The sequence below is a fragment of the Nocardioides sp. NPDC057767 genome, assembly GCF_042798275.1.
In the GTDB taxonomy this organism is placed as follows: Bacteria; Actinomycetota; Actinomycetes; order Propionibacteriales; family Nocardioidaceae; genus Nocardioides.
Genome location: NZ_JBHVKJ010000030.1, coordinates 1 through 24,460 on the forward strand (window position 1 = coordinate 1; position 24,460 = coordinate 24,460).

The 24,460-nt window shown below is 70.5% G+C and carries 29 protein-coding genes; 16 read left to right on the forward strand and 13 right to left on the reverse strand.

From position 1 onward, the window contains the following. Positions 1–120: 120 nt before the first annotated feature. From rdgB to ACFVDI_RS16440, 5 genes are all read right to left on the reverse strand, one after another. Positions 121–735, reverse strand: a complete 615-nt coding sequence (gene rdgB / locus ACFVDI_RS16420; RefSeq protein WP_378906827.1) for an RdgB/HAM1 family non-canonical purine NTP pyrophosphatase — start codon at positions 733–735, stop codon at positions 121–123. After that, on the reverse strand, positions 725–1,432 hold the full coding sequence (gene rph / locus ACFVDI_RS16425; RefSeq protein ID WP_378906829.1) for a ribonuclease PH: 708 nt from the start codon (positions 1,430–1,432) through the stop codon (positions 725–727). Before rph ends, rdgB begins: the two co-directional genes overlap by 11 nt. Before the next feature lie 9 nt (positions 1,433–1,441). Beyond that, positions 1,442–2,221, reverse strand: a complete 780-nt coding sequence (locus tag ACFVDI_RS16430; protein ID WP_378906831.1) for an SGNH/GDSL hydrolase family protein — start codon at positions 2,219–2,221, stop codon at positions 1,442–1,444. Positions 2,222–2,294: 73 nt separating this feature from the next. After that, entirely contained in the window at positions 2,295–3,134 is an 840-nt protein-coding gene (locus ACFVDI_RS16435; RefSeq protein WP_378906833.1) for a hypothetical protein, read from the reverse strand. Then, positions 3,131–4,060 (reverse strand): ABC transporter ATP-binding protein, encoded by a 930-nt coding sequence (locus ACFVDI_RS16440; RefSeq protein WP_378906835.1) that lies wholly within the window; start codon positions 4,058–4,060, stop codon positions 3,131–3,133. The genes ACFVDI_RS16435 and ACFVDI_RS16440 overlap by 4 nt, the downstream gene beginning before the upstream one ends. 133 nt (positions 4,061–4,193) lie before the next feature. On the opposite strand from ACFVDI_RS16440, the gene ACFVDI_RS16445 reads away from it, so the two are divergent. Next, positions 4,194–5,357, forward strand: a complete 1,164-nt coding sequence (locus ACFVDI_RS16445; RefSeq protein WP_378906837.1) for a sensor histidine kinase — start codon at positions 4,194–4,196, stop codon at positions 5,355–5,357. Continuing rightward, complete coding sequence (locus tag ACFVDI_RS16450; RefSeq protein WP_378906839.1) at positions 5,354–6,040, forward strand: response regulator; 687 nt, start codon at positions 5,354–5,356, stop codon at positions 6,038–6,040. Before ACFVDI_RS16445 ends, ACFVDI_RS16450 begins: the two co-directional genes overlap by 4 nt. A 97-nt stretch (positions 6,041–6,137) precedes the next feature. Here ACFVDI_RS16450 and ACFVDI_RS16455 read toward each other — a convergent pair whose 3' ends face one another. Together ACFVDI_RS16455 and murI are read right to left on the reverse strand one after the other, a co-directional pair. Continuing rightward, on the reverse strand, positions 6,138–6,908 hold the full coding sequence (locus tag ACFVDI_RS16455) for an MBL fold metallo-hydrolase (RefSeq protein ID WP_378906841.1): 771 nt from the start codon (positions 6,906–6,908) through the stop codon (positions 6,138–6,140). Beyond that, positions 6,905–7,762: a glutamate racemase gene (gene murI / locus ACFVDI_RS16460; protein WP_378906843.1), complete on the reverse strand. Its 858-nt coding sequence runs from the start codon at positions 7,760–7,762 to the stop codon at positions 6,905–6,907. The genes ACFVDI_RS16455 and murI overlap by 4 nt, the downstream gene beginning before the upstream one ends. A 118-nt stretch (positions 7,763–7,880) precedes the next feature. Here murI and ACFVDI_RS16465 point away from each other — a divergent pair, with 118 nt between their 5' ends. The 4 genes from ACFVDI_RS16465 to ACFVDI_RS16480 all read left to right on the forward strand — a co-directional run bounded on the left by ACFVDI_RS16465 (position 7,881) and on the right by ACFVDI_RS16480 (position 10,765). Then, positions 7,881–8,021, forward strand: a complete 141-nt coding sequence (locus tag ACFVDI_RS16465; protein ID WP_378906845.1) for a hypothetical protein — start codon at positions 7,881–7,883, stop codon at positions 8,019–8,021. A gap of 42 nt (positions 8,022–8,063) precedes the next feature. After that, entirely contained in the window at positions 8,064–9,083 is a 1,020-nt protein-coding gene (locus tag ACFVDI_RS16470; protein WP_378906847.1) for an alkaline phosphatase family protein, read from the forward strand. A 74-nt stretch (positions 9,084–9,157) separates the two neighbouring features. Then, positions 9,158–10,375, forward strand: coding sequence for an FAD-dependent monooxygenase (locus tag ACFVDI_RS16475; RefSeq protein ID WP_378906849.1), 1,218 nt, complete (start codon positions 9,158–9,160; stop codon positions 10,373–10,375). Positions 10,376–10,420: 45 nt separating this feature from the next. Next, positions 10,421–10,765 carry a hypothetical protein gene (locus ACFVDI_RS16480; protein WP_378906851.1) on the forward strand — a complete coding sequence of 115 codons (345 nt, stop codon included), beginning with the start codon at positions 10,421–10,423 and terminating at the stop codon, positions 10,763–10,765. A 108-nt stretch (positions 10,766–10,873) separates the two neighbouring features. Here the strand turns inward: ACFVDI_RS16480 and ACFVDI_RS16485 are convergent, their stop codons facing one another. Next, positions 10,874–11,821 (reverse strand): PLP-dependent cysteine synthase family protein, encoded by a 948-nt coding sequence (locus ACFVDI_RS16485; protein ID WP_378906853.1) that lies wholly within the window; start codon positions 11,819–11,821, stop codon positions 10,874–10,876. A gap of 90 nt (positions 11,822–11,911) precedes the next feature. On the opposite strand from ACFVDI_RS16485, the gene ACFVDI_RS16490 reads away from it, so the two are divergent. The 4 genes from ACFVDI_RS16490 to ACFVDI_RS16505 are packed head-to-tail and all read left to right on the forward strand — an operon-like array spanning position 11,912 to position 15,441. Next, positions 11,912–12,847 carry an ABC transporter ATP-binding protein gene (locus ACFVDI_RS16490; RefSeq protein WP_378906855.1) on the forward strand — a complete coding sequence of 312 codons (936 nt, stop codon included), beginning with the start codon at positions 11,912–11,914 and terminating at the stop codon, positions 12,845–12,847. Then, entirely contained in the window at positions 12,844–13,587 is a 744-nt protein-coding gene (locus ACFVDI_RS16495) for an ABC transporter permease (RefSeq protein WP_378906857.1), read from the forward strand. Before ACFVDI_RS16490 ends, ACFVDI_RS16495 begins: the two co-directional genes overlap by 4 nt. A 13-nt stretch (positions 13,588–13,600) precedes the next feature. Then, a complete protein-coding gene (locus ACFVDI_RS16500) occupies positions 13,601–14,815 on the forward strand; it encodes a sensor histidine kinase (RefSeq protein ID WP_378906859.1) in 1,215 nt (404 codons plus the stop codon). Further along, positions 14,812–15,441, forward strand: a complete 630-nt coding sequence (locus ACFVDI_RS16505; RefSeq protein ID WP_378906861.1) for a response regulator — start codon at positions 14,812–14,814, stop codon at positions 15,439–15,441. Before ACFVDI_RS16500 ends, ACFVDI_RS16505 begins: the two co-directional genes overlap by 4 nt. A gap of 4 nt (positions 15,442–15,445) precedes the next feature. Here ACFVDI_RS16505 and ACFVDI_RS16510 read toward each other — a convergent pair whose 3' ends face one another. The 4 genes from ACFVDI_RS16510 to clpS form a co-directional block, all read right to left on the reverse strand. Continuing rightward, complete coding sequence (locus tag ACFVDI_RS16510) at positions 15,446–15,721, reverse strand: MoaD family protein (RefSeq protein WP_008358635.1); 276 nt, start codon at positions 15,719–15,721, stop codon at positions 15,446–15,448. Positions 15,722–15,753: 32 nt separating this feature from the next. Next, complete coding sequence (locus ACFVDI_RS16515) at positions 15,754–16,182, reverse strand: M67 family metallopeptidase (RefSeq protein WP_328531926.1); 429 nt, start codon at positions 16,180–16,182, stop codon at positions 15,754–15,756. Positions 16,183–16,286: 104 nt separating this feature from the next. Beyond that, positions 16,287–16,877: a DUF2017 domain-containing protein gene (locus ACFVDI_RS16520; protein WP_328531927.1), complete on the reverse strand. Its 591-nt coding sequence runs from the start codon at positions 16,875–16,877 to the stop codon at positions 16,287–16,289. After that, positions 16,877–17,170, reverse strand: coding sequence for an ATP-dependent Clp protease adapter ClpS (gene clpS / locus ACFVDI_RS16525; RefSeq protein WP_378906864.1), 294 nt, complete (start codon positions 17,168–17,170; stop codon positions 16,877–16,879). The genes ACFVDI_RS16520 and clpS overlap by 1 nt, the downstream gene beginning before the upstream one ends. Before the next feature lie 26 nt (positions 17,171–17,196). Between clpS and ACFVDI_RS16530 the strand changes: the two genes are divergently transcribed. The 3 genes from ACFVDI_RS16530 to ACFVDI_RS16540 all read left to right on the forward strand — a co-directional run bounded on the left by ACFVDI_RS16530 (position 17,197) and on the right by ACFVDI_RS16540 (position 20,492). Next, positions 17,197–18,489 carry a nicotinate phosphoribosyltransferase gene (locus tag ACFVDI_RS16530; RefSeq protein WP_378906866.1) on the forward strand — a complete coding sequence of 431 codons (1,293 nt, stop codon included), beginning with the start codon at positions 17,197–17,199 and terminating at the stop codon, positions 18,487–18,489. Between the two features lie 127 nt (positions 18,490–18,616). Continuing rightward, positions 18,617–19,192 (forward strand): isochorismatase family protein, encoded by a 576-nt coding sequence (locus tag ACFVDI_RS16535; RefSeq protein WP_378906868.1) that lies wholly within the window; start codon positions 18,617–18,619, stop codon positions 19,190–19,192. 55 nt (positions 19,193–19,247) lie between these two features. Next, positions 19,248–20,492 carry an MFS transporter gene (locus ACFVDI_RS16540; protein WP_378906870.1) on the forward strand — a complete coding sequence of 415 codons (1,245 nt, stop codon included), beginning with the start codon at positions 19,248–19,250 and terminating at the stop codon, positions 20,490–20,492. 8 nt (positions 20,493–20,500) lie between these two features. On the opposite strand, the gene ACFVDI_RS16545 is transcribed toward ACFVDI_RS16540, so the two are convergent. Next, positions 20,501–21,100 (reverse strand): TetR/AcrR family transcriptional regulator, encoded by a 600-nt coding sequence (locus tag ACFVDI_RS16545; RefSeq protein ID WP_378906872.1) that lies wholly within the window; start codon positions 21,098–21,100, stop codon positions 20,501–20,503. 60 nt (positions 21,101–21,160) lie between these two features. Here ACFVDI_RS16545 and ACFVDI_RS16550 point away from each other — a divergent pair, with 60 nt between their 5' ends. Genes ACFVDI_RS16550 through ACFVDI_RS16560 form a run of 3 tightly spaced genes read left to right on the forward strand, consistent with a single transcriptional unit; the run spans position 21,161 to position 24,425 of the window. Next, the gene (locus ACFVDI_RS16550; protein WP_378906874.1) at positions 21,161–22,111 is read left to right on the forward strand and encodes a patatin-like phospholipase family protein; all 951 of its coding nucleotides are present in this window, start codon (positions 21,161–21,163) and stop codon (positions 22,109–22,111) included. Beyond that, positions 22,108–23,589: a flavin-containing monooxygenase gene (locus tag ACFVDI_RS16555; protein ID WP_378906876.1), complete on the forward strand. Its 1,482-nt coding sequence runs from the start codon at positions 22,108–22,110 to the stop codon at positions 23,587–23,589. Before ACFVDI_RS16550 ends, ACFVDI_RS16555 begins: the two co-directional genes overlap by 4 nt. Beyond that, positions 23,586–24,425, forward strand: coding sequence for an SDR family oxidoreductase (locus ACFVDI_RS16560; protein ID WP_378906878.1), 840 nt, complete (start codon positions 23,586–23,588; stop codon positions 24,423–24,425). Before ACFVDI_RS16555 ends, ACFVDI_RS16560 begins: the two co-directional genes overlap by 4 nt. Positions 24,426–24,460 lie beyond the last annotated feature (35 nt).

Consider the following 24,460-nt stretch of genomic DNA (forward strand, 5'->3'; position numbering starts at 1 on the left):
CGCCGCCTGGGGGGGTTTGTGCGCTTATGACGCGCGGGCCGCGGGGGCATTTTCCCGCCCTCGCGGCAAAAGCCCCGGCTGCCTCGGCGCTTCCCTCGCGGCAGCGCTCCTGGCGGGTGCTCAGCCCAGCAGCGTCGCGATCTGCGGGGCGATCTCGCGAAGCGCACGGCCGCGGTGGGAGATGGCGTCCTTCTCCTCGATCGACAGCTCGGCCGACGTACGTCCGTCCTCGGTGTCGACCGCGACGAACAGGACGTCGTAGCCGAAGCCGCCGTCACCGCGGACCTCACGGATGATCCGGCCGTCCATGCGGCCCTCCACCACCAGCTCACCGCCGGACCAGACGAAGGCGATGGCGCAGGCGAAGTGGGCGCCACGGCGCTCGTCGGGGACGTCGGAGAGCTGAGCGAGGAGCAGCTCGTTGTTGCGGGAGTCGGACTTCGGGGGCCCGCCCCATCGAGCCGAGAGCACACCGGGCATCCCGTTGAGCGCGTCGACGCAGAGCCCGGAGTCGTCGGCCACGGTCGGCAGCCCGGTGGCCTTGAACCCGGCCCGGGCCTTGATCAACGCGTTGCCCTCGAAGTCGGGGGCGTCCTCGACCGGCTCGTCGTAGTGGGTGACGTCGTCGAGGCCGACGACCGAGACCCCTGGCACCAGCGGCGAGAGGATCCGGAACATCTCCCCCAGCTTCTTGGCGTTGCGCGAGGCGACGTGGACCTTGGGCTCAGCCGGCAAGTGCGCTCTCCTGCAGCTTGGTCAGGTCGGCGCAGCCCTTCTCGCCCAGCGCGAGCAGCGCGTCGAGCTCGGTGCGGTCGAAGGCGACGCCCTCGGCGGTGCCCTGCACCTCGACGAACTTGCCCTCGCCGGTCATCACGATGTTCATGTCGGTCTCGGCGCGGACGTCCTCCTCGTAGGGCAGGTCGAGCCGCGGCACACCGTCGATGATCCCGACCGAGATCGCGGCGACGGAGCCGGTCAGCGCCTTCGAGACACCCAGCGAGGCGACCGCGTCGGCGAGCGCGACATAGGCGCCGGTGATCGCCGCGGTGCGCGTGCCACCGTCGGCCTGCAGCACGTCGCAGTCGATGTTGATGGTGTTCTCGCCCAGCGCCTTGTAGTCGATGACGGCGCGCAGCGAGCGCCCGACCAGGCGGGAGATCTCGTGCGTACGTCCGCCGATCCTGCCCTTCACCGACTCGCGCGAGGAGCGCTCGTGGGTGGCGGCGGGCAGCATCGCGTACTCCGCCGTCACCCAGCCCAGCCCGGAGCCCTTGCGCCAGCGCGGCACACCCTCGGAGGCCGAGGCGGCGCACAGGACACGGGTCTTGCCGAACTCGATGAGGACGGAACCGGCCGCGTGGTCGAGCCAGTTGCGGGTGATCTTGATGGGGCGCAGCTCGTCGTCGGCGCGCCCGTCAGCTCGTGTGGTCACGAGACCACCCTATGCAACGCTCTCCCGCTCGGGTTCACCGCTGGGTCGCGCCCAGGCCCGGCGCACGACCCACGGCCCCAGATCCCGCGCCCGCCGACCCATCCACGGCACTCCCTCACCGGCCATCCAGGCCAGATCCTGCCGCCAGCTGGTCGGCAGCCCGCCGCCCGGCTCCAGCGAGGGCGGCTCGAAGGAGAAGCCGTACGCCACCAGCTGCTCCCCGAACGCACGGGCCATCCGCCGGTGGCCGAGCTCGGAGGGATGCAGCCGGTCGGCGGCCCAGAAGCGCCGTTCGTGCAGGTCGGGAACGGCCCCCAGGTCGAGCCGCAGGCCACCGTAGGTGGCATGGACCTCGTCCCAGATGGCGTTGAGGTCGGCCGTACGCCGCTGGATCGACCGCTTCATCCAGCCCGGCATCGGCCACATCACCGAGTGGTCGTGGAAGCGTGCCGTCATCAGCAGCGCACCCTGGCTCGTGAGCGCGTCGGCGCAGGTCATCAGGTCGTTCCGGAGTCTCGTCGTGTCCCACGTCGAGCGCATCACGTCGTTGACCCCGACGATCAGCGAGGCCACGTCGGGCCGGTGCGCCACCGCGTCGGCGAGCTGCTGCTCGACCACCACGGTCGAGGTCGCGCCGATCACCGCGGTGGTGCAGAAGGAGATGTCGTACGTCTGTCCCAGAGCCTCGGCGAGCAGCCGAGCCCATCCTCGCCAACCCTCGACGGTCGGGTCGCCGAGCCCAACGGTGGCGCTGTCGCCCAGCGCAGCGTAACGCAGGTAGGTGCCCACGTCCGACAACGGTGACGGGGGCGGGTGCCGAAGCACCCACCCCCGCGTGTCGTGTCGCGAACGGTCCGGTGAACTACTTCACCTCGGACTTGAGCACCCGGTAGGCACCCAGCACGACCGGGACGACCACCCACAGGAAGATGCTGCAGATGAGCGCGAGCACCTCCTGCGTGCCCGGGTCGGGGAGCTGGGTCCCGTCCGGCATCATGCCGCCGGCGCCCATGAACGGCCCCATCGCGTAGCCCATGTCGATGAACGGGATCAGGTCGGCGGCCCAGTCGAAGATGAAGTAGAGCGTGGACCAGACCATCAGCGGCAGGAGCAGCTGGTCGACGTAGACGACCACGATCGAGAACGGCGTGCTGAGCAGGCACATCGCGATGCCGAAGGCGCTCACGAAGTAGAGCAGCTGCTGCGCGATGGACCAGCCCAGGACCTGGCCGTCGATGGACCAGCTCGCGTCGTAGCCGCCGACCGCGGCGGCGAGGGCGTTGCCGACGATGCCGCACAGCAGCGCGACCGCGATCAGCGCGAGGGCGAACGCGACGACCGCGACCAGCTTGGCCGCCATCACCCGAAGCCGGCTCGGCTCCAGGCTGAAGGTCACCATGTTGGTGCGCTGGCCCCACTCCTGGGTGACGATGATGATCGCCAGCACCGGGGTGAGCAGCGAGAGCGGGATCGTCAGGATCGAGGACCAGGCCGAGAGCCCGAGCGAGAAGTTGTCGTTGAGCGCGGCCACCAGGACCACGATGCCCATGGCGAGCAGCAGCATGCCCGCCGAGATGATCAGCAGGGCACGCCCGGCCCGGGTGTCGGTCATCTTGCGCCACTCGACCAGCAGGAGCCGGCCGAACGGCACCTTGGTGGCCGTGGGCAGCGGGGTCGACGGCGCGACGGATACGGCGCTCATGCGGAGACTCCTTCGGCGTGGATCTGGGCGACGTTCTCGCGCTGGGTTTCAGCAGTGAGCTGCAGGAAGATGTCCTCGAGGCCGGCGCCGCCGTCACGCAGGTCGGTGAGCACGACGTTGGACTCCAGGGCAGCCTTGCCCACCTCGGCCGGTGCGGCCGAGACGCGCATGCCGGTGCCGAGCGGCTCGACGCTGTAGCCCTTGGCCTTCAGCGCGACGGTGAGCGCCTCGTTGTCCAGGGAGGTGACCAGCGACTGGCCGGCGGTCCCCTGGCTGGCCAGGATCGTGTCCTTGGTGCCCTCGGCCACGATGCGGCCGTTGCCGATGAGGATCAGCTCGTCGGCGATCTGCTCGACCTCGTGCAGCAGGTGGGAGGAGAGCAGGACGGTGCCGCCGCGGTCGGCGTACTCCTTCAGCAGGCCACGCATCCAGCGGATACCGGCCGGGTCGAGGCCGTTGGCCGGCTCGTCCAGGATCAGGACCTTGGGGTCGCCGATCAGCGCGTGCGCGATGCCGAGGCGCTGCTTCATGCCCAGGGAGTAGTTCTTGATCCGGCGCTTGGCCTCCGACGGCGTCAGCGAGACCAGCTCGAGCATCTCGTCGACGCGCGACTTGGGCAGGCCCATCGTCATCGCGGCGAGCGTGAGCACCTCGCGGCCGGTGCGGCCGTCGTGCTGAGCGCTGGCGTCGAGCAGCACACCGACGTGGCGGCCCGGGTTGGGGAGGTCGGCATAGAGGCTGCCGTCGATCGTTGCCCGACCCTTGGTGGGGTTGGTCAGGCCGACCATGATGCGCATGGTGGTCGACTTGCCCGCGCCGTTCGGGCCGAGGAAGCCGGTGACTTTGCCGGCCTCGGCGGTGAACGACACGTCGTCGACCGCGGTGAAGGTCCCGTAGACCCTCGTCAGTCCTTCGACTTTGATCATGGCCCACATCCTGCCGTGCTTCCCGCGCGGACTGCATCGGACATACGGATGACCTGCGACCCGACGAAAGTATGGGGCCGGTCGCAACCGCGGCATCGGGTCCGTCGGGCTTCGGTTCATTAACGTGTACGCCGTGCAGCAACGTTCCCCGGACGACTATCAGCCACGCCTGAGCCTGTGGGGACACGTCTGGCGCTATCTCGCCGCGCTGGGCATCAGTGCCCTCGGGCTGAGCAGCAGCGTCGGCGGCTGGCCGGACTGGCGGTTCGCGCTCGACCTCGCCCTCGGCGTCGGCAGCCTGGTCCTGGTCTTCTGGCGGCGTCGCTGGCCCGTCACGATCGTCACCGTCGTCACCATCGCCAGCGCGTTCTCGATCCTCGCCGCCGGCGCGTCCGCGCTCGCCCTGGTCTCGCTGGCGACCCGGCGGCGCTGGCGCGAGATCATCCCGATGTCGCTGCTCAGCTTCGCGGCCGGGATGTTCTGGCTCGCGGTGATGGACACCGCCACCCCATCGGCCGGACCGACGGGGTTCGCGCTGTGGGGCATCAACGTCGGTGTCAGCGTGGCGATCATCGCGGCGATGGTCGCCTGGGGCATGTACATCGGCTCCCGACGCGAGCTGATCGCCACCCTCCGGCTCCGCGCCGAGACCGCCGAGGCCGAGCAGGCGCTGCGCGTCTCCCAGGCCCGCGAGACCGAGCGCCGGCGGATCGCCCGCGAGATGCACGACGTGCTCGCCCACCGCATCTCCCACATCTCCATGCAGGCCGGGGCGCTCGCCTACCGCGAGGACCTCTCCGCCGACCAGGTCCGGGCCGAGGTCGGCACCATCCGCGAGGGCGCCCACCGGGCCCTCGAGGACCTCCGGACCGTTCTCGGCGTGCTCCGTGGCAACGGCGAGGACCCCGAGACCGCGCCCCAGCCGACCTACGCCGATCTCGGCCGCCTCGTCGAGGAGGCTCGCACGGGTGGCATGAACATCACCTTCGACGACGACGTCGAGGGCTCGCCGCCGGAGACGGTCGGGCGGTCGATCTACCGGGTCGTGCAGGAGGGCATCACCAACGCCCGCAAGCACGCCCCTGGTGCCCTGCTCGAGATCGCGCTGAGCGGGTCCGAGGAGCACGGCATCGACGTGCGACTGCGGAACCGGCTCGGCTTCGACTCGAACACTCCGGGTGCCGGCCTCGGTCTGGTCGGGCTCACCGAACGCGTCGACCTCGCGGGCGGGCGCCTCACGCACCGTACGGAAAAGGATGTCTTCATTCTCGAAGCGTGGCTACCGTGGGGCCAGTGAGCAGCCCAGGGACCAGCCCAGAGACTCCCGTGAAGATCAAGGTCGGGATCGTCGACGACGACCCGCTCGTGCGCTCGGCCCTCGGGCTGATGCTCGGCGGCCAGGCCGACATCGAGGTCGTCGGCGAGGCGACCGACGGCCAGGAGGCCCTCGCTCTGGTGCGTACGTCCGCCCCTGACGTGGTGCTGATGGACATCCGGATGCCGCGGATCAACGGGCTCGACGCGACCCGTCGGGTCCTGGCAGATGCCAGGCCCCCGCGGGTGATCGTGCTGACCACCTTCGGCGCCGACGAGTACGTCGTGGACGCGCTCGCCGCGGGCGCCGAGGGGTTCCTCCTCAAGGACACCCCGCCGCCCGAGATCGTCGCGGCGATCCGCGCGGTCGCGGCCGGCGAGCCGATCCTCTCCCCCAAGGCCACCCGCACGCTGATCACCCGGCTCCGCGCCGAGCCCACGGGCGACCGCGCGGCTGCCGCCAGCCGCCGCCTCGAGGCGCTCACCGAGCGCGAGCACGAGGTCGCGCTGGCCGTCGGGCGCGGGCTGAGCAACGCCGAGATCGCCAAGGAGCTCTACCTCTCGATCCCGACCGTCAAGGCGCACGTGTCGCGCCTGTTCGACAAGCTCGGCGCCACCAACCGCGTGCAGATCGCGATCACCGTCCACGACGCCGGCCTGGTCTGAGCCGCCGGCCGAACCGCTGGTCGAGCCGCCGGAGCCGCTAGGCGGAGTGTTGGTCTCGACACGCTCGCTTCGCTCGCGGCTCGACCAGCGAGGGCGGTCAGATCTCGTAGATCGACCCCGTCGCCGCCAGCTCAGTCGGCCCCTCGTACGCCGAACGCGCCTCGCGGAGCGCGTCGGCGGAGTCGTGCCAGGGCGGGACGTGGGTGACGACCAGCTTCTTCACATGCGCCTTGGTGGCGTACTCCCCCGCATGGACGCCGGTGATGTGCACCCCGGGAGGGTTCTCGACGCCGTCGCGGAAGGCCGCCTCGCACAGGAACAGGTCGGCGTCGGTGGCGATGTCGAGGAGCGCCTCGGTCTCGGCGGTGTCGCCGCTGTAGGCGAGGACCTTGCCGTGCGCCTCGATCCGCAGCCCGTACGCATCGACCGGATGCTCCACCGCCGTCGGGGTGATCACGAACGGACCGAGATGGATCGCGCCGGTGTAGGTCGAGAACGCGAACTCCTCGCGCATCCCGGGGCGCTTGGGCAGGTCGTAGGCCTTCGCCAGGCGCCGGCCGGTGCCCTTGGGGCCGTAGACCGGGATGGGCGGCTGCGGGCCGGTCGGATGCCACTTGCGGAGCACGTAGTAGGAGGTCATGTCGACGCAGTGGTCGGCGTGCAGGTGGGAGAGGAGGACCGCGTCGATCAGCAGCGGGTCGACGTAGCGCTGCAGCACCCCGAGCGCGCCGTTGCCCATGTCGAGCACGATCCGCCAGGTCCGCCCCTCGGAGTCGTCGGCCTCGACGAGATAGCAGGAGGCGGGGCTGTCGGGCCCAGGATAGGAGCCCGAGCACCCGATGATGGTCAGCCGCATCCCGGAGGTCATCCCATCCCTCCGGCGAACTGCTGGGCCGCCGCGAGCTCCGGCCCGAGGAAGCGGGCGCCGATCGCCTTGAACTCGGCGGGGTTGCCGGTGGTGAGGAACGTGTAGGTCGGCTCGCCGCCCTCGCGCATGAGGTCGTTCTCGGCCAGGACGCGGTAGACGTCCTTCGCAGACTCCTCGGCGCTGCTGACCAGCGTCACGTTGTCGCCCATCACATAGGAGATCACACCAGTCAGGAGCGGATAGTGGGTGCACCCGAGGATCAGCGTGTCGACCCCGGCGCTGGTCAGCGGGTCCAGATACTCGTGCGCGGCGGCCAGGAGCTCCTCGCCGCCGGTGACACCGGCCTCGACGAACGGCACGAACTGGGGGCATGCCCGGGTGTGCAGCGAGACGTGGGGCGCCGCGGCGAAGGCGTCTTCGTAGGCCATCGACTCGGCGGTCGCGTGGGTGCAGATGACCCCGATGCGGCCGGTGCGGGAGGCCGCGACGGCGCGACGCGTCGCCGGCAGGATCACCTCGACGACGGGCAGCGGCTTGTAGCGCTCGCGGGCGTCGCGCAGCATCGCCGCCGAGGCCGAGTTGCACGCGATCACCAGGGCCTTCACACCCTGCTCGACGAGATGGTCGAGGCACTCGAGGGCGTACTCGCGCACCTCGGCGATCGGCTTGGGTCCGTAGGGAGCGCGGGCGGTGTCGCCGACGTAGAGGATCGACTCGTGGGCGAGCTGGTCGATCACCGACCGAGCCACGGTGAGACCGCCGAAGCCTGAGTCGAAGATCCCGATCGGGGCGTCGCGGTCGGGCTGGGCTGAACCCAGGGGCGAGGGCGAACCCACGGACGAGATGGACTGCACGATCGTCAAGGCTAGGCCCAAACGCCGTGTATTCGCAGTGCTGGGGGTCACTCGAGACATACCCGAGATCCATCTCACGTTCATGAGCAGTGCGGATCAGTGTTGTTAACGTCCGGTTATGACGATTCCTCGGCGCTCGCTGCCGATGGTCGTCCCGATCCGCAACGGCGACCTCGGCAACCTGGCCCTCGACCTGCTCGGCCTGGGCCCGATCCCGGGCAGCACACTGAACTCAACTCAGTCACTAGACATTCGCTGAGCGTTCGCCCGGGGCGCCATCGGGTTCACTTAGGGTGTGCCGGTGCGTCGCCTCTTCCCTCTCGTCTCCGTCGGCATCTTCGTCGTCGTCGTGCTCGTCGTCGCGTTCACCGCGCTGCCCGGCCGTGACGGCGACGGCGGCGACCGAGCGGAGCGGCAGCCCGCCCAGGCCGACCGGAAGGTGCTCGCGATCTCGATCGACGGGCTGAACCCGGATGCGCTGGCCAAGCTCGGCCCGGCGAGGACGCCGAACATCCACCGGCTGGTCGAGGAGGGTTCCTCGACCCTCAACGCCCGCACGGCCTACGAGAAGAACATCACCCTGCCCAACCACACCGGCATGGTCACCGGCGATCCGATCGCCGCCGACGACGGCGGCCACGGCGTCACCTGGAACGTCGGTGACCCGTCGAGGTCGATCGCGCCGGACGAGGAGTCGGTGTTCACGGTCGCCCACGAGGCCGGACTCAGCACCGGCGTCTTCGTGACCAAGCAGAAGTTCGAGCTGTGGCAGCGGGCCTGGGAGGACGACATCGATCTGTACGTGCCGATCGACGACCACGACAAGCTCGTCCCGGAGGCTGCCGAGGACCTGGCCGAGGAGCAGCGGGACCTCACCTTCGTACATCTCTCGCTTCCCGACGTCGTCGGGCACAAGTCGGGCGGGATGTCGCCCGAGTACCTGGACGCCGTTGCGGACTCCGACGAGCAGGTCGGCGAGCTCCTCGAGGTCGTCGACGCCGACGCCGGGCTGAAGAAGGACCTCGACGTGATCCTCACCGCCGACCATGGCTTCAAGCCCGGCATCACCAACCACTCCGAGAAGGTCTACGAGAACTACCGGATCCCGTTCATCGTGTGGGGCCCCGACGCCGGCGCCGGCACGGATCTCTACGAGCTCAACGCCGACGACTACCGCGATCCGGGCAAGGACCGCCCCGACTACGAGGGCCCGCAGCCCGTACGCAACGCCGATCTCGGCAACCTGGCCCTGGATCTCCTCGGCCTCGGCCCCATCGAGACCAGCGACATCGGCAAGGACCAGACGCTGGACGTCAAATGACGTTCTCGTAACCATCCGCGCGCACACCGGGCCCTGAGGTACGTTTCGAACGTAATCTCCCGAAGGAGCGCGCGATGTCAGTCAGCCGGATCGCTCGGGCAGCTCTACGCCGGGACCGTCGGGCCCGACGGGTCACGATCGTCGGCGCCGGCATCGGTGGCCTGACCCTCGCCCTCGAGCTGCGCCGCCGGGAGATCGACGTCGAGGTGTACGAGGCCGCGACCGACCTGCACTCGACCGGCGACGCCGTGCTGCTCACCGCCAACGCGACCAGGCTCCTGGAGCGCCTCGGCCTCGAGCCCGGTCTCGGGGAGGCATCGGCGAGCGTCGACGGCCTGGCCTGGCGCGACGGCCACACCGGTGCCGCGATCGGTCGGGTGCTCTCGGCCACCGAGTACGCCGCCCGCTGCGGCGCACCCTGCTACGGCATCCGCCACGCCGACCTGCTGGCCCTCCTGCGCGAGGCACTCGGCACCGACGGGCTGCGCCCCGGCCACCGCCTGATCGGCATCTCCGACGGCGACGGGCCGGCGAGGCTGGAGCTCGCCGGAGGTGAGCCGGTCGAGGCCGACCTCGTCGTCGGGGCCGACGGCGCCGGATCCATCCTGCGCGAGCACGTCGTCGGCTACGACGACGCCCAGTTCTCCGGATGCGTGGCCTGGCGCGGGAGCGTCCCGCGCTCGCAGCTCACCCTGCTCCCCGACCCCGACCGCCTGCAGCTGTGGACGGGAGCCGACGGCCACCTGATGCATCATCCGGTGGGCGCCGACGACCACGCGTTCCTGCTGGTCAAGCGGCAGCTGGGACCCTGGGCGCCGGACTCGTGGTCGTGGCCGGCCGACCCTGACGAGCACATCCACGCCTACGCCGGCTGGCATCCCGCCGTCGTCCAGATGATCTCCGCGGCGACCGCCTCCGAGCGTTGGGGGCTCTTCCACCGGCCGCCCCTGACCACCTGGTCGCGCGGCCGGGTCACGCTGCTCGGCGACGCCGCCCACCTGATCCTCCCCCACCACGCTCAGGGTGCCGCCCAGGCGATCGAGGACGCGACGGTCCTCGCCGACTGCCTCGCCTCCGACGAGGACTGGGACCGAGCCCGCACGACCTACGAGCTACGCCGCCGCGACCGCGTCCGCCGGATCCAGGCCGCCTCCGTGGCCGCTGCCGACGTCCTCCACCTCCCCGACGGTCCACGCGCTCAGGCCCGCAACAAGCGGCTCGGGTCGCCCGATGCGTACGAGCGCCATCTCGCCTGGATCCACGAGCACGACGTGGCCGACATGGCCCCGTAGCTCCGCGGCCCGTAACTCCGCGGGCCGCTGCCGCGTTGCCCAGGAGTGAGAGCCATCCTTGGACGCAAGGGCTTCGTGGCGCTCGGCATCTGGGCGATGTACGCATCGGCCGTCGCCGTGGCGCTGGTGCAGCTCGGCTCCGCCTCGGAGTCCGGCGGACTCGGCTCCGGACGCCCGCTCGCCCCCGGCAGCCCCGCGGCTCTCATCCAGAAGCACGACTGCTGGAGCGCCGAGGCTCCGCGGGACATGACCGGCAGACTTCCCGGCCACGCCATCGTCGCCACCGGCCCCGCCCCGCGCTACGTCGACTCCCACCTCACCGGCAAGGCCCTCGACCAGGTCTTCTCCGGCGAGGACCACGGCCTCGTCGTCTACGCCTTCTGCCGCTGACGTGCACCTAGGCGACTGTGGGAGAAGGTGGGTAGTCCAGGGAGTTTCCGTCCGTTACTGACCAGTAGAGCGACGGAAACTCCCTGGACTACCCCGGCAGGACCGACGTCACGCCCAGAGCTGACCCTCGAGGCCCTCCTCGGCCTCGTCGATGGTGCCTTCGTACGCCCCGGTGGAGAGGTACTTCCAGCCACCATCGGCGACGACGAAGGCGATGTCGGCCTTCTCGCCGGCCTTGAGGGACTTCGCGGCCTGGGCGAGAGCGGCGTGGAGGATCGCGCCGGTGGAGATGCCGGAGAAGATGCCCTCCAGCTCCAACAGCTCACGCACGCGCCGGACGGCGTCGCGGGGACCCACCGAGAAGCGGGCGTCGATCAGCGAGGCGTCGTAGAGCTCGGGGACGAAGCCCTCGTCGAGGTTGCGCAGGCCGTAGACGAGCTCGCCGTAGCGCGGCTCAGCGGCCACGATGCGTACCTCCGGCTTGGCGGCACGGAAGTAGCGACCGACGCCCATCAGCGTGCCGGTGGTGCCGAGCCCGGCGACGAAGTGGGTGATCGAGGGGAGGTCGGCGAGCAGCTCGGGGCCGGTGCCCTCCTCGTGCGCGAGCGCGTTGGCGGTGTTGCCGTACTGGTAGAGCATCTCCCAGTCGGGGTGCTCGGCGGCCAGGCGCTTGGCGACCCGGACGGCCTCGTTGGAACCGCCCGCGGCCGGTGAGGAGACGATCTCGGCGCCCCACATCCGCAGCAGCTGCCGCCGCTCCTCACTCGTGTTCTCGGGCATCACGCACACGATCCGGTAGCCCTTGAGCTTGGCCGCCATGGCCAGCGAGATGCCGGTGTTGCCGGAGGTCGGCTCGAGGATCGTGCAGCCCGGGCGGAGCCTGCCGTCCTTCTCGGCCTCCTCGACCATGCGAAGGGCCGGGCGGTCCTTGATCGAGCCGGTGGGGTTCCGGTCCTCGAGCTTGGCCCACAGACGTACGTCGGGCGAGGGCGAGAGGCGGGGCAGGCCCACCAGTGGAGTGCCACCGACCGACGCCAGCAGGTTGTCGTAGCGCATGAGGTCCATCGTCGCATCAACCGATCGGCTGACGCGTACTCGCGCCGATCGCCCGATCCGTGAGACCGCGTCACCGACCAGGCTGAGGATATGCATCAGGAGCGAGAACCAGCGGTCGTCGTGGACGGCCTGCGCAAGACGTACGGCGACAAGGTGGCGGTCGACGAGATCAGCCTGCGCGTCCACGAGGGTGAGATCTTCGGGATCCTCGGGCCCAACGGGGCGGGCAAGAGCACGACCGTCGAGTCGATCGCCGGGCTGCGGGTCGGCGACCAGGGCCGGATCCGGGTCCACGGCATCGACCCGTGGACGGACCGGGCGGCGGTGACGGAGGTGCTCGGCGTACAGCTGCAGGAGGCCAAGCTGCAGCCGAAGATCACGGTCCAGGAGGCACTGGAGCTGTGGAGCGCCTTCTACCCCGACCCGGAGCCGTGGGCGCCGCTGGCCGAGCGGCTCGGGCTCGGGGCTCACCTGCGGCAGCGGTTCGAGAACCTCTCCGGCGGCCAGCAGCAGCGGCTCTCGATCGCGCTGGCGCTGATCGGTCGGCCGCGGGTCGTCGTGCTCGACGAGCTCACCACCGGCCTCGACCCGCGGGCCCGTCGCGAGGTGTGGGACCTGGTGAGGGACGTACGCGACCGGGGCGTGACCGTCCTGCTCGTGACGCACTCCATGGAGGAGGCCCAGACCCTCTGCGACCGGATCGCCATTGTCGACGCCGGCCGGATCCGGGCGCTGGACACCCCGGCGGGGCTCATCGACGCGGCCTCCGCCGCCACCATCACCACCTTCGAGGCCCCGGTCGCGATCGACCTGGCCGCCCTGCGCGAGCTCGACGGCGTCACCGCCGCGCACAGCGAGAACGGCACCGTCACCGTCGAGGGCGCCGACGGGGTCGCGCTCGCGGTCATCGAGGCACTGCGTACGCAGGGGGTGACGCCGCTGCGGCTCCGGATCGCCGCGGGCACCCTCGATGCCGCCTACCTCGACCTCACCGAAACAGACGCTCGCCAGGAGGCGCTCCGATGACCAGTCCGACCGTTGCCGTGATCCGTACGGAGTCCCGACTCTTCGCCCGCGAGCGACTCTCGCTGTTCTGGATCATCCTGTTCCCGAGCCTGCTGCTCGGGGTGCTCGGGCTGATCCCGAGCTTCCGCGAGGACAGCACCGACCTCGGTGGCCGCAGCCTGATCGATCTCTACGTACCCGTCACGGTGCTGCTCTCGATGATCATGGCGGCGATCATGACGATGCCGCCCACGCTGACCGGCTACCGCGAGAGCGGGGTCCTGCGACGGCTCGGCACCACGCCTGCCCGCCCGGTCTCGATCCTGCTCGGCCAGGTGCTGGTGCACGCCGTCGCGGTCGCGGCCTCCTCGGTGATCGTGATCGTCCTCGGCCGGGTGGCGTTCGGGACGCCGCTGCCGGGATCGCTGGTCGGCTACGTGGTCGCCTACGTCCTGGCGCTGGCCGTCTCGCTGGGGATCGGCGCCGCGATCACCGCGGTCTCCCCCAACGCGAAGACGGGACAGGTCGTGGGGATGGTCGTCTTCTTCCCGTCGATGTTCACCGCCGGGGTCTATGTCCCGGTCGAGTCCTTCAGCGGCACGGTCCGCGACATCGTCTCCCTCACGCCCTACGGCGCGGCCTCCAACGCGCTCAACGACGCCGCCGGCGGGTCGTTCCCCGCTCTGGCTGACCTGGCGGTGATGGGTGGCTGGACGGTCGTTCTGTACCTGATTGCCGTGCGCGCCTTCCGCTGGGAATGAGAAGGTCCTGCACATGACGTCGGCCGTCGAGCCCGAGCGGCTCTGGGAGCGCAACCTCAAGGCGCTGCCCTTCGTGCTGCTCGCACTCGCCACGGTCATCAGTGTGGCCACCTTCTCGGAGATGGGGCCGCGATCGGTCGGCATGCGGGTGACCTTCGGCGTGCTGGTGGCGGTGACCGCGGTCTGGATCTGGCGGTGGATGTACGTCGACGACCGCCCGCATCCGGTCGGCTACGTCGGTCGCGCCCTGCTGGCCGGCGCCCTCACCGTCATCCATCCGCTCTTCTGCATCTTCGCCTGGATCGGCTTCCTGGACGCCTTCGAGTCCTTCCGCGGCCGCTGGAGATGGGTCGCGATGGCGGCCACCTCCCTGATCATGGCCACCGGTCAGACCGGTGGCCCACCGCCGTACGACAGTCCCTGGCAGAGCGCGGCGCTGCCCGCGCTCTTCGTCGTCAACTTCGGGCTCGCGACCCTGATGGCCCGCTACAGCATGCACCTCGACGCCGTCAGCCAGGCACGGGCCGACACGATCGTCCGCCTGGAGCATGCCCTCGCGGAGAACGCGCGTCTGCAGGAGCAGCTCGTCGCGCAGTCGCGGCAGACCGGCGTACGCGACGAGCGCGAGCGCCTGGCCCGGGAGATCCACGACACCATCGCCCAGTCCCTGGCCGGGGTCGTCGCCCAGCTCCAGGCCGCCCAGGGCTCCGCGGATGCCGAGGACGTACGCCGCCGGGTGACCCGAGCCACCGAGATGGCCCGCGCCGCGCTGGTCGAGGCCCGCCGGTCCGTGCAGGACCTCACCCCGGCGGAGCTGGCCGGCGCCGGCCTCGCCGACGCGCTCGCGGGCCTGGTTGCGGGCTGGCGCGACGACCACGGGGTCGAGGCCTCTTTCGTCGTCGTCGGCGACGCCACCGCACTGCACCCCGAGGTCGAGGCCACGCTGCTGCGGATCGCCCAGGAGGCCCTGGCCAACGTCGCCAAGCACGCCTCGGCCTCGCGGGTCGGAGTGACCCTCACCTTCGACGGGTCCGAGGTCATCCTCGACGTACGCGACGACGGCGCCGGCTTCGATCCCGACGCTCCGCGCCGGCCCTCCGCGTTCGGGCTCGGCGTGATGCGCGACCGCGCCCGACGCCTGACCGGCACCTTCACCCTGGAGTCCGCCCCTGGCTCCGGCACCGCCGTCTCCGCCAGCATCCCCGCTCTCTCCCGAGGACCAGCATGAGTGAACCGATCCGGATCGTCGTCGCCGACGACCACCCCGTCGTACGCGACGGGGTGGTCGGGGTGCTCCGCGCGCAGGGCTTCGAGGTGGTCGGTCAGGCCGGCGACGGGGCGGAGGCCCTGGCTCTCGTGACGGAGCTCGACCCGGACGTGCTCGTGCTCGACCTGCGGATGCCGGGCACCGGCGGGGTCGAGGTGATCGAGCGGCTCCGGGCGCGGGAGTCACGGGCCGGCGTACTGGTCCTGACGACGTTCGACACCGACTCCGACGTGGTCGCCGCGATCGAGGCGGGCGCGACCGGCTACCTGCTCAAGGACGCCCCGACGCCGGACCTGGTCGCAGCCGTCCGGGCGACCGCGGCGGGCGAGACCGTCCTCTCCCCCGCGGTCGCGACCCGGCTCGCCTCCCGGCTCCGTTCACCCGGTCCGTCGGTGCAGCTCAGCCCGCGCGAGCGCGAGGTGCTCACCCTGGTCGCCCGCGGCACCACCAACCGCGCGATCGCCGCCACGCTCTTCGTCAGCGAGGCGACGGTCAAGACCCACCTGGGTCACATCTTCGACAAGCTCGGGGTCACAGACAGAGCAGCCGCGGTCGCACGAGCGTACGACCGCGGCATTCTGGGGTGAGAGGTCAGCAGCCGCCGGCGACCGCAGGCAGCACGACGACCTGGTCGCCGTCCTTGAGCTCGGCGTCGAGACCGCCGATGAAGCGTACGTCCTCGTCGTTGATGTAGACGTTGACGAAACGGCGCAGGTCGCCGTTGTCGATGAGGCGCTCCTTGATACCGGAGTGGTTCGCCTCGAGGTCGTCGATGAGCGCACTCAGGGTCTTGCCCTCGGCGCTGACTGCCTTCTCACCGGCGGTGTAGGTGCGGAGGATGGTCGGGATCTTGACCTCGATGGCCATGGGTTCGTTCTCCTAGATGTAGGTGTTGCGCGTCACGACAACGTCGGGACGATGCTGATTTCTTCCTCGGTGACGTTGCCGTCGACGATTCGATAGGACCGGAACTCGACCGGACCCTCGTCATTTCCGTGCTCGCGAGTGCTGACCAGCACGTAGTGAGCGTTCGGCTCCATCGCCAGCCCGATGTCGGTGCGGGACGGGTAGGCCTCGGTGGCCGTGTGGGAGTGGTAGACGACCACCGGCTCCTCGTCGTTCGCGTCCATCTCCTTGTAGAGCTGGAGCAGATCCGTCGAGTCGAACTCGTAGAAGGTCGGCGAGCCCGCGGCGTTGATCATCTCGATGAACCGCTCGGGCCGGTCGGACCCCTCAGGGCCCGCGACGATCCCGCACGCCTCGTCGGGATGGTCGCGCTTCGCGTGGGCGACGATCGCGTCGTACGTCGCCTGGTCGATGGTCAGCACAGGATCAGCCTAGGCGGCACGAGCCGGGAAACGTCCTTTGCCCAGGGTGCGGACATGGTTGGCGGAACCACTCCGCGTTGGTATGGGCCCGGACCGGAAACCGCTCAGCTCGCGGTGACCAGCGCCTCGACGATGGTCTCCTGGAGGATCCCGACCCACTGGTAGATCCCGTAGACCTGGCCGGCGGGGTCGTCCTCGGGCAGCGAGTCCCAGAAGTCCTCGTCGCCCTCCTCGACGCCGAGCCGGGTCGCGAGCGCCAGCCGGATGTCGGTGAAGGACCGCATCCACGCCTCGGCGTCGCCGATGGAGAGCTCGACGTCGATGACCAGCCCGTTCTCGTCGAGCTCGGGCGGGAGCCCGGCCTCCTCGAGCGAGTCGATGATCGTGGAGGCGGCCCGCGCCTTGCCGTCGCGCAGCCCGCCCTCGGTGAACCGCCGGAACTCGCCGGCCGCCTCGGCGTCGTCGCCGTAGGCCGAGGGGAAGAGCCGCTTCAGCACCGGGTCCTCGGGCTCCGTGGTCGGTCCCGAGAAGTCGAGCAGCGCCTCCAGCGGATCATCGCTCTCGGCCGGTGCGGCGACCTCGTTGCGCAACAGCTCCACGAGCTGGGAGGCCAGCGACCGGAGCAGGTCGGCCTCGAACCCGGAGAAGGTCGCGATGATCTGCTTGCTGCGGCGGTGGTAGCTGAACCCGCCCATCAATCCTGCTTCTCCAGCGTCGCCCACAGTCCGTACTCGTGCATCGCCTGCACGTCGCGCTCCATCTCCTCGCGCGAGCCGGTGGAGACGGCCGACTTGCCGTCGTTGTGCACCTCCATCATCAGCTTCTCCGACTTCTTCTTGGAGTAGCCGAAGTACTTCTGGAAGACGAAGGTGACGTAGGACATCAGGTTGACCGGGTCGTTCCAGACGATGGTCACCCACGGGGTCGCGGGCGCTACCAGATCGTTGACCTCGGGCTCGTCGAGCTCCACAGGGCTTGGCGCGCTCATGAGAACCATCGTGCCACGATGTGCTCGTGGACTCGACAGCGGACTCGACCGCGCTCCTGACAGATCACTACGAGCTGACCATGCTCCAGGCCGCCCTGAAGGCGGGCACCTCGGAGCGCCGAGCCGTCTTCGAGCTGTTCCCCCGGCGCCTGGCCGGTGGGCGGCGCTACGGCGTGGTGGCCGGGGTCGGCAGGGCGCTCGACGCCATCGAGGCGTTCCGCTTCGACTCCGAGCAGCTGGCGGTGCTCGAGGGTGTCGTCGACGGCCCGACCCTGGAATGGCTGGCCGGCTACCGTTTCACCGGCGACATCTGGGGGTACGCCGAGGGCGAGACTTTCTTCCCACAGTCGCCGCTGCTCGTGGTCGAGGCCAGCTTCGCCGAGGCGGTCGTCCTGGAGACGGTGCTGCTCTCGATCTACAACCATGACTCGGCCATCGCCACCGCTGCGTCCCGGATGACGCTTGCGGCCGGTGAGCGCCCGTGCATCGAGATGGGCTCGCGGCGCACCCACGAGGGGGCGGCGATCGCCGCCGCCCGCGCGGCCTACGTGGCCGGATTCACCGCCACCTCCAACCTGGCCGCCCGGGCCCGTTTCGGGGTGCCGACGACCGGGACCTCCGCGCACGCCTTCACGCTCCTGCACGACACCGAGGAGCAGGCCTTCCGGGCGCAGGTCGCCTCGCTCGGCACGGGCACCACGCTCCTGGTGGACACCTACGACATCGCCGAGGCGGTGGCGAAGGCGGTCGAGATCGCCGGCCCCGAGCTCGGTGCGGTGCGGATCGACTCCGGCGACCTCGGACTCCTCGCCCATGACGTACGCCGCCAGCTCGACGACCTCGGCGCCACCGAGACGAAGATCATCGTCACCAGCGACCTCGACGAGTACGCCATCGCCGGGCTCGCGGCCGCCCCGGTCGACGGCTACGGCGTCGGCACCCAGCTGGTCACCGGCTCCGGCCACCCCACCGCCGGGTTCGTCTACAAGCTGGTGGCCCGCGAGGGCGCCTCGGGCGAGCTGGAGCCGGTGGCCAAGAAGAGCGCCGCGAAGACCTCGATCGGGGGCCGGAAGTACGCCCTGCGCCGCCGCAACCGCAATGACGTCGCCGACGCCGAGGTGATCGGCATCGGCACGCCTCCTCAGGGTGACAGCAACGACCGTCCCCTCCTCACCCAGCTCGTACGCAAGGGCGAGATCGTCGGTCGCGAGCCCCTCGACGCGGCTCGCGACCGCCACCAGGCCTCCGTCGCCGAGCTCCCCGTCATCGCCCACTCGCTCCTCAAGGGCGATCCCGCGATCCCCACGCAGTTCATCTGATGGCGCGCCCGGCCGGATGTTCGTCTAGGTATGCAGACCAACCGTCACATCCCACGTGGAACTCCGCTAGGGATGTGACGGTTCGGCTGCATACCTAGCCGGACCGCCACCGTCTACGCTGGCAAACATGACGCGTGCACTGATCGTGGTCGACGTACAGAACGACTTCTGCGAGGGCGGGTCCCTGCCGGTCGACGGCGGGGCCCGAGTTGCCTACGACATCGGTCAGCTGCTGCGCGAGCGGGCGGCCAGCAAGGAGCCGGAGCAGACCTACGGGCTGGTCGTGGCCACCAAGGACCACCACATCGACCCGGGCGACCACTTCGGCAACCCGCCGGACTACGTCAACTCCTGGCCGGCGCACTGCGTGGTCGGCACCGACGGCGAGGCCTTCCACCCCAACCTCGACCCGGTCACCTTCGACGAGATCTTCCGCAAGGGCGAGTACGCAGCCGCCTACTCCGGCTTCGAGGGCGCGTCCACCGGCGGCGCCACCCTGATCGACTGGCTCCGCGCCCAGGGCGTCGAGGAGGTCGACGTGTGCGGGCTGGCGACCGACTACTGCGTACGTGCCACCGCGCTCGACGCACGGGCGGCCGGATTGCACACCAGGCTGCTCTCCGACCTGGCCGCCGGAGTGGCGGCCTCCTCCACCACGGCCGCGATCGAGGAGATGCGAGCGGCGGGGGTAACGGTCTTGTGACAGAAATGGGAATTTTCAGCAGATAGAAATCCCCTGAAGGTCTATTGTCTCTCGAATGGCTCGGATCTCGGCGACAGCCCCACTTCGTGAACCCCACTTCCGCTGGTTCTTCGCGTCCCGCTCGATCAACCTCGCGGGCAACTTCATGGCCCCTGTCGCCTTGGCATTCGCCGTCCTGGAGGTGAGCGACGCGCCGATCGCGATCGGCGCGGTCCTCGCCGCCCGCACCATCCCGATGATCATCTTCATGCTCATCGGTGGCGTGCTCGCCGATCGGATGGGCCGGGCTCGGACCCTGTTCGCCTCCAACCTGGTCTCCGGCCTGAGCCAGGCGGCGGTCGCCGTCCTGGTCATCGCCGGCGTCGCCGAGCTGTGGCACCTGATCGTGCTCTCCGCGCTCAACGGCATCGTCTCGGCCGCCGGCCTGCCCGCCCAGCAGGGCATCATCCCGCTCGTGGTGCCGCGCACCATGCTGCAGGAGGCCAACGTGCTGATGTCGCTGACCAAGGCGGTCGTCGCGGTCGCGGGCCCCGGCACCGCCGGCCTGCTCGTCCTCAGCGTCGGCGCGGGCTGGGCGCTCGCCCTCGATGCCGCCACCTGGATCATCGCAGCGCTGCTGTTGCTGCCGGTCAAGCTCAACGGCACGGTCAGCAAGGCCTCGGTCATCGGCGACCTACGCCTGGGCTGGGACTACTTCCGCACCACGAGCTGGCTGTGGCTCTGCGTCGGCGCCGCGACCATGCTCAACGCGCTCTACGAAGGCGGTCTCCTCACCCTGGGTCCGCAGCGGGCGGAGGGATCGTCGCTGGGCGCGGGCGGCTGGGGTCTCCTCCTCACCTTCCAGGGCATCGGCGTGCTCGCCGCGACGCTCGTGCTGATGAAGGTCCGGCTCGAGCGGCCGCTGTTCTACGGCATGATCGGCATGGCCCTGTTCGGACTGCCGATCGCCGCCCTCGGGTTCTCCACCGACCTCGGCGTGCTGCTCCCCGCAGCCACCCTCTCCGGCGCCGGCATCCAGGTCTTCAGTCTCGGCTGGCAGCTGTCGATGCAGGAGAACGTCCCCAGCGAGCTGCTCTCCCGCGCGTCCTCCTACGACCAGCTCGGCACCTACATCGCCATCCCCGTCGGGCAGCTGGCGATGGGGCCGCTGGCGGCTGCGTACGGGATCGAGAACGTGCTCGCGATCGCCGGCATCGCCTACGTGGTGATCTCGCTGGCGACACTGCTGAGCCCTGCCGTACGCGGCCTGAACCGGGTGTCCTTCCCCTCGGCCGAGCGCAACGGCGCCCCGGCCCACTAGGTGACGCCCTAGGAGGCTTTCGCGCTCTCCAGCAGCGACCGCAGCAGGTCGACCAGGCTGGCGACGGACAGGCCGGGGTCGAAGGCGCGCTGCACGCCCAGCCCGATGCCGAGCGAGAGCAGCTGGACGGCGGCGTCCTCGGCCGGTGAGGGCAGCGTCAGACCGAGGTCGTCTGCCTGCTGCTCGATGAGGGCGGCGACGGCTGCGGTGAGCTCACGGCGCCTGTTGGCGAGCTGCTGGCTCACCCCTGGTACGCGACGAGTGCTGGTCGCGAACTCGACCTCGAGCGCGGTCCAGCCGACGTCACCGATGTTGGCCTCGGCCCACCCCGCGAAGGCGTCGATCCGGCCCTCGACGGTCTCGACCCCACTGACGGCGCTCGCCAGCGAGAGCGCCCGCTCCTGGTGGATCACGTCGAGCACGGCGAGGCCCAGATCGTGCTTGGTCGCGAAGTTCGAGTAGACGGCGCCCTTCGAGAAGCCCGCCTCGGTGGCGACCTTGTCGAGCGAGGTGGCGTTGTAGCCGTCCGAGAGGAACAGACGGTGTGCGGTCTGGACGAGTCGCTCCCGCGTCTGCGCGTGCGACTCCTTGCGCGTTATCCGGCCCACGAGGCAAATCCTATCAGTCTGACCTACCGCCGGTATTCAAATACCATTAGTATCCGAAACATGACGCTCCGACGCGCACTCGCCATCGGCTGTGGCGGCACCCTCGGGTTCGCCTGGACGGCCGTCGCCCTCCGCACCCTCGAGGACGCCCTCGACTGGGACGCCCGTACGGCCGATGTCCTGATCGGCACCTCCGCAGGCTCCGAGATCGTCGCCGCCCTCGGATCCGGCCGTACGCCGCAGGACCTGCTCGACGCTCTCGACGGAATCCCGGGCGCCGACCCGGTCCTGGCCGCCCACGTCGCCGTCCACCCCGGCAAGGTGCCGCCGATCCCCGCTCCCGCGCTGCCCGCACTCGGTCTGGTCCGCCCCGGACTCTCCCGCCGCTCGGCCTACAGCGCGCTGGCCGGGGTGCTCCCCCGCGGACGCGGGGATGCCGGCTGGCTGAGGGAGTACGGCGATGCGCTGGCCGGTCCCGACGGCTGGGTCGACCATCCCGCGACCTGGCTGGTCGCGGCCGACGCGGCGACCGGCGAGAGGGTGGCGTTCGGGTCTTCCAGCGCCCCCACGGCCTCCCTCGGCGCGGCCGTCGCGGCGTCGTGGGCGATCCCCGGCTGGTTCCCGCCGGTCGAGATCGCCGGCCGCAGCTACCTCGACGGCGGCGCGGTCTCCTCCGTCTCGGCCGACCTCCTCCTCGACCGCGCCACCGGTCCAGCGGTCGACGAGGTCGTGGTGGTCGCCCCGATGACCACCGAGGGCGGCGTCCCCGCTCGCGGACGCGCCCGGGTCGAGCGCCTGCTGCGCTCCCAGATGACCGCCGTGCTCGACCGCGAGGTCGCTCGCCTCCGCGAGGCCGGGGTGCGGGTGATCCGGGTCGAGCCCGGGCCTGCGGAGTTGGCCGCCATGGGCCCCAACTTCATGGACCTCGGCCGCCGCGAGGCCACCCTCGCCGCGGCCCGCCGACACGTTCCCGGCCGCCTCGCGGCCACGCTCACAGGAGAAAGAGCATGAGCAGGCATCACGAGGTCGTCGTCATCGGCGCGGGCATCTCCGGCATCGCCGCGGCGATCAAGCTGCGCGAGGCGGGGGTCGAGGACGTCGTCATCCTGGAGAAGGCCGACACCTACGGCGGCACCTGGCGGGCCAACACCTATCCGGGATGCGCCTGCGACGTACCGTCCAATCTCTACTCGTTCTCCTTCGCCCCCAACAGCGACTGGTCGCGGGTCTACGGCAACCAGCCGGAGATCCTCGCCTACATCGACCGCGTCGCCCGCGACCGCGGCCTCGAGGACATCACCCGGTTCGGCGTGGAGGTCTTGGGTGCCGACTGGAGCAACGAGTCCGCACAATGGCACCTGGAGACCAGCTCCGGCGGGCTCACCGCGCGCTTCCTGGTCGCGGCCGCCGGTCCCTGGAACGAGCCGAAGATCCCGGACCTGCCCGGCCTGGCCGGCTTTCCAGGCGAGGTCTGGCACTCGGCGCGGTGGAACCACGACTTCGACCTCGACGGCAAGCGGGTCGCCGTCATCGGCACCGGTGCGTCGGCCGTCCAGTTCGTACCCCAGATCCAGAAGCAGGTCGCCGATCTGCACCTCTTCCAGCGCACCGCCCACTGGGTCCTGCCCAAGGTCGACCACCCGGTGCCGGAGGCGGAGAAGTGGGTCAAGCGCAACGTCCCCTTCTTCGAGAAGGCGCTCGGCGCCGTCGAGTACGCCGCGATGGAGACCGTCGGCGTCGCCTTCCACCACCCCAGGCCGCTGATGCACGGGCTGCAGAAGATCGGTGAGGCCTACCTGCGGGCAGCCGTCCGGGACAAGGAGCTGCGGGCCAAGCTGACGCCCGACTACCTGCTCGGCTGCAAGCGGATCCTCTTCTCCAACAACTACCTCCAGACACTGACGAAGCCGAACGTCGAGGTGCACGCGACCGGCGTCGACCGGGTCGAGGGCACGAGCGTGTTCGGCTCCGACGGCAGCGTGGCCGAGGTCGACGCGATCATCCTCGGCACCGGCTTCCACATCCTCGACATGCCGGTCGCCGACCTGGTCCGGGGAGTCGACGGCCGCACGCTCGCCGAGCACTGGTCCGGCTCCCCCGAGGCCTACCAGGGCACCTCGGTCGCCGGGTTCCCCAACGCGTTCGTGGTGCTCGGCCCGAGCCTCGGCACCGGCCACGGCTCGGCCTTCGCCGTCGCCGAGTCGCAGGTCGCGATGATCACCGACGCCATCACCACCGCCCGCGCACAGGGCTGGACGCAGCTCGACGTCACCCCACAGGCGCAGGCCGCGTACGTCGCGGAGGTGCAGGCCGCTCTTGCCGGCACCGCCTACAGCGGCGCCTCGTGCCACAGCTACTTCATCGACGCCAACGGCCGCAACAGCTTCTCCTGGCCCTGGTCGACCGGAGAGCTGGTCCGCCGGATCAGCCGCTTCGACCCCGCCGACTTTCGGATCGAGATCGACGAGACCACGGAGGTCCCCGCGTGACGCGCTACCCCAGGATCGACCTCGACGGCGCCTCGGTCGTCATCACCGGCGCCGCTCGGGGCATCGGCCTCGCCACGGCGAAGGAGTTCGTCGCGGCCGGGGCGCGGGTCGCGCTCGGCGACCTCGACGACGCACTGGCGCGGGAGGCGGCGGCACAGCTCGGCGAGGGCGCGAGCAGCCACCGGCTCGACGTCACCGACAAACAGTCCTACGCAGACTTCCTCGCCGCCGCGGAGCAGGCGCACGGCAGGCCGGTCGACGTCCTGGTCAACAACGCCGGAGTCATGCCCAACGGCGCCTTCCTCGAGCAGGAGGACCGGATCGACCGGCTGACCATGGACGTCAACGTCTACGGAGTGATCCACGGCATGCGGCTGGTGCTGCCAGGGATGATCGCGCGCGGCCGCGGACACGTCGTCAACGTCGCCTCGCTGGCGGGCAAGTTCCCGCTCAAGGGCCTGGCGGTCTACAACGCCAGCAAGTACGCCGTCGTCGGCCTCAGCGCCGCCACCCGGCTCGAGATCGACGGCACCGGGGTCTCGCTCACCACCGTGCTGCCCAGCGCGGTACGCACCGAGCTCTCCTCGGGCATCGACCTCGGCGTCCTCCCGGCCGTCGACCCCGAGGACATCGCCGCCGCGGTCGTGAGGTCGGTCCGCACCCGCTCGGCCGAGATCGCCGTCCCCTCCTACGTCGGCCTCGCCGCCATCGGCGCCCCGCTCGTCCCCGAGCGGGCGATGCGCCTGATCCGCCGCGCCGTGCGCGACGACGCCGCGATCACCCGCGTCGACGACGACGTACGCCGCACCTACCTCGATCGCATCGAGGCGCAGTAGGAGATCAAGCCGGGCCTTTGGTCCTGGAGGTCGGG

What these genes read in the sequence shown, in the direction of transcription:
- ACFVDI_RS16505 (WP_378906861.1), top strand. Translation starts at nt 14,812, where the DNA reads ATGAGTGAACCGATCCGGATCGTCGTCGCCGACGACCACCCCGTCGTA.
- ACFVDI_RS16540 (WP_378906870.1), top strand. Translation starts at nt 19,248, where the DNA reads ATGGCTCGGATCTCGGCGACAGCCCCACTTCGTGAACCCCACTTCCGC.
- ACFVDI_RS16495 (WP_378906857.1), top strand. Translation starts at nt 12,844, where the DNA reads ATGACCAGTCCGACCGTTGCCGTGATCCGTACGGAGTCCCGACTCTTC.
- ACFVDI_RS16550 (WP_378906874.1), top strand. Translation starts at nt 21,161, where the DNA reads ATGACGCTCCGACGCGCACTCGCCATCGGCTGTGGCGGCACCCTCGGG.
- ACFVDI_RS16500 (WP_378906859.1), top strand. Translation starts at nt 13,601, where the DNA reads ATGACGTCGGCCGTCGAGCCCGAGCGGCTCTGGGAGCGCAACCTCAAG.
- ACFVDI_RS16475 (WP_378906849.1), top strand. Translation starts at nt 9,158, where the DNA reads ATGTCAGTCAGCCGGATCGCTCGGGCAGCTCTACGCCGGGACCGTCGG.
- ACFVDI_RS16490 (WP_378906855.1), top strand. Translation starts at nt 11,912, where the DNA reads ATGCATCAGGAGCGAGAACCAGCGGTCGTCGTGGACGGCCTGCGCAAG.
- ACFVDI_RS16435 (WP_378906833.1), bottom strand. Translation starts at nt 3,134, where the DNA reads ATGAGCGCCGTATCCGTCGCGCCGTCGACCCCGCTGCCCACGGCCACC.
- ACFVDI_RS16555 (WP_378906876.1), top strand. Translation starts at nt 22,108, where the DNA reads ATGAGCAGGCATCACGAGGTCGTCGTCATCGGCGCGGGCATCTCCGGC.
- ACFVDI_RS16465 (WP_378906845.1), top strand. Translation starts at nt 7,881, where the DNA reads ATGACGATTCCTCGGCGCTCGCTGCCGATGGTCGTCCCGATCCGCAAC.
- ACFVDI_RS16455 (WP_378906841.1), bottom strand. Translation starts at nt 6,908, where the DNA reads ATGACCTCCGGGATGCGGCTGACCATCATCGGGTGCTCGGGCTCCTAT.
- ACFVDI_RS16520 (WP_328531927.1), bottom strand. Translation starts at nt 16,877, where the DNA reads ATGGGCGGGTTCAGCTACCACCGCCGCAGCAAGCAGATCATCGCGACC.
- ACFVDI_RS16440 (WP_378906835.1), bottom strand. Translation starts at nt 4,060, where the DNA reads ATGATCAAAGTCGAAGGACTGACGAGGGTCTACGGGACCTTCACCGCG.
- clpS (WP_378906864.1), bottom strand. Translation starts at nt 17,170, where the DNA reads ATGAGCGCGCCAAGCCCTGTGGAGCTCGACGAGCCCGAGGTCAACGAT.
- ACFVDI_RS16485 (WP_378906853.1), bottom strand. Translation starts at nt 11,821, where the DNA reads ATGCGCTACGACAACCTGCTGGCGTCGGTCGGTGGCACTCCACTGGTG.
- ACFVDI_RS16510 (WP_008358635.1), bottom strand. Translation starts at nt 15,721, where the DNA reads ATGGCCATCGAGGTCAAGATCCCGACCATCCTCCGCACCTACACCGCC.
- ACFVDI_RS16535 (WP_378906868.1), top strand. Translation starts at nt 18,617, where the DNA reads ATGACGCGTGCACTGATCGTGGTCGACGTACAGAACGACTTCTGCGAG.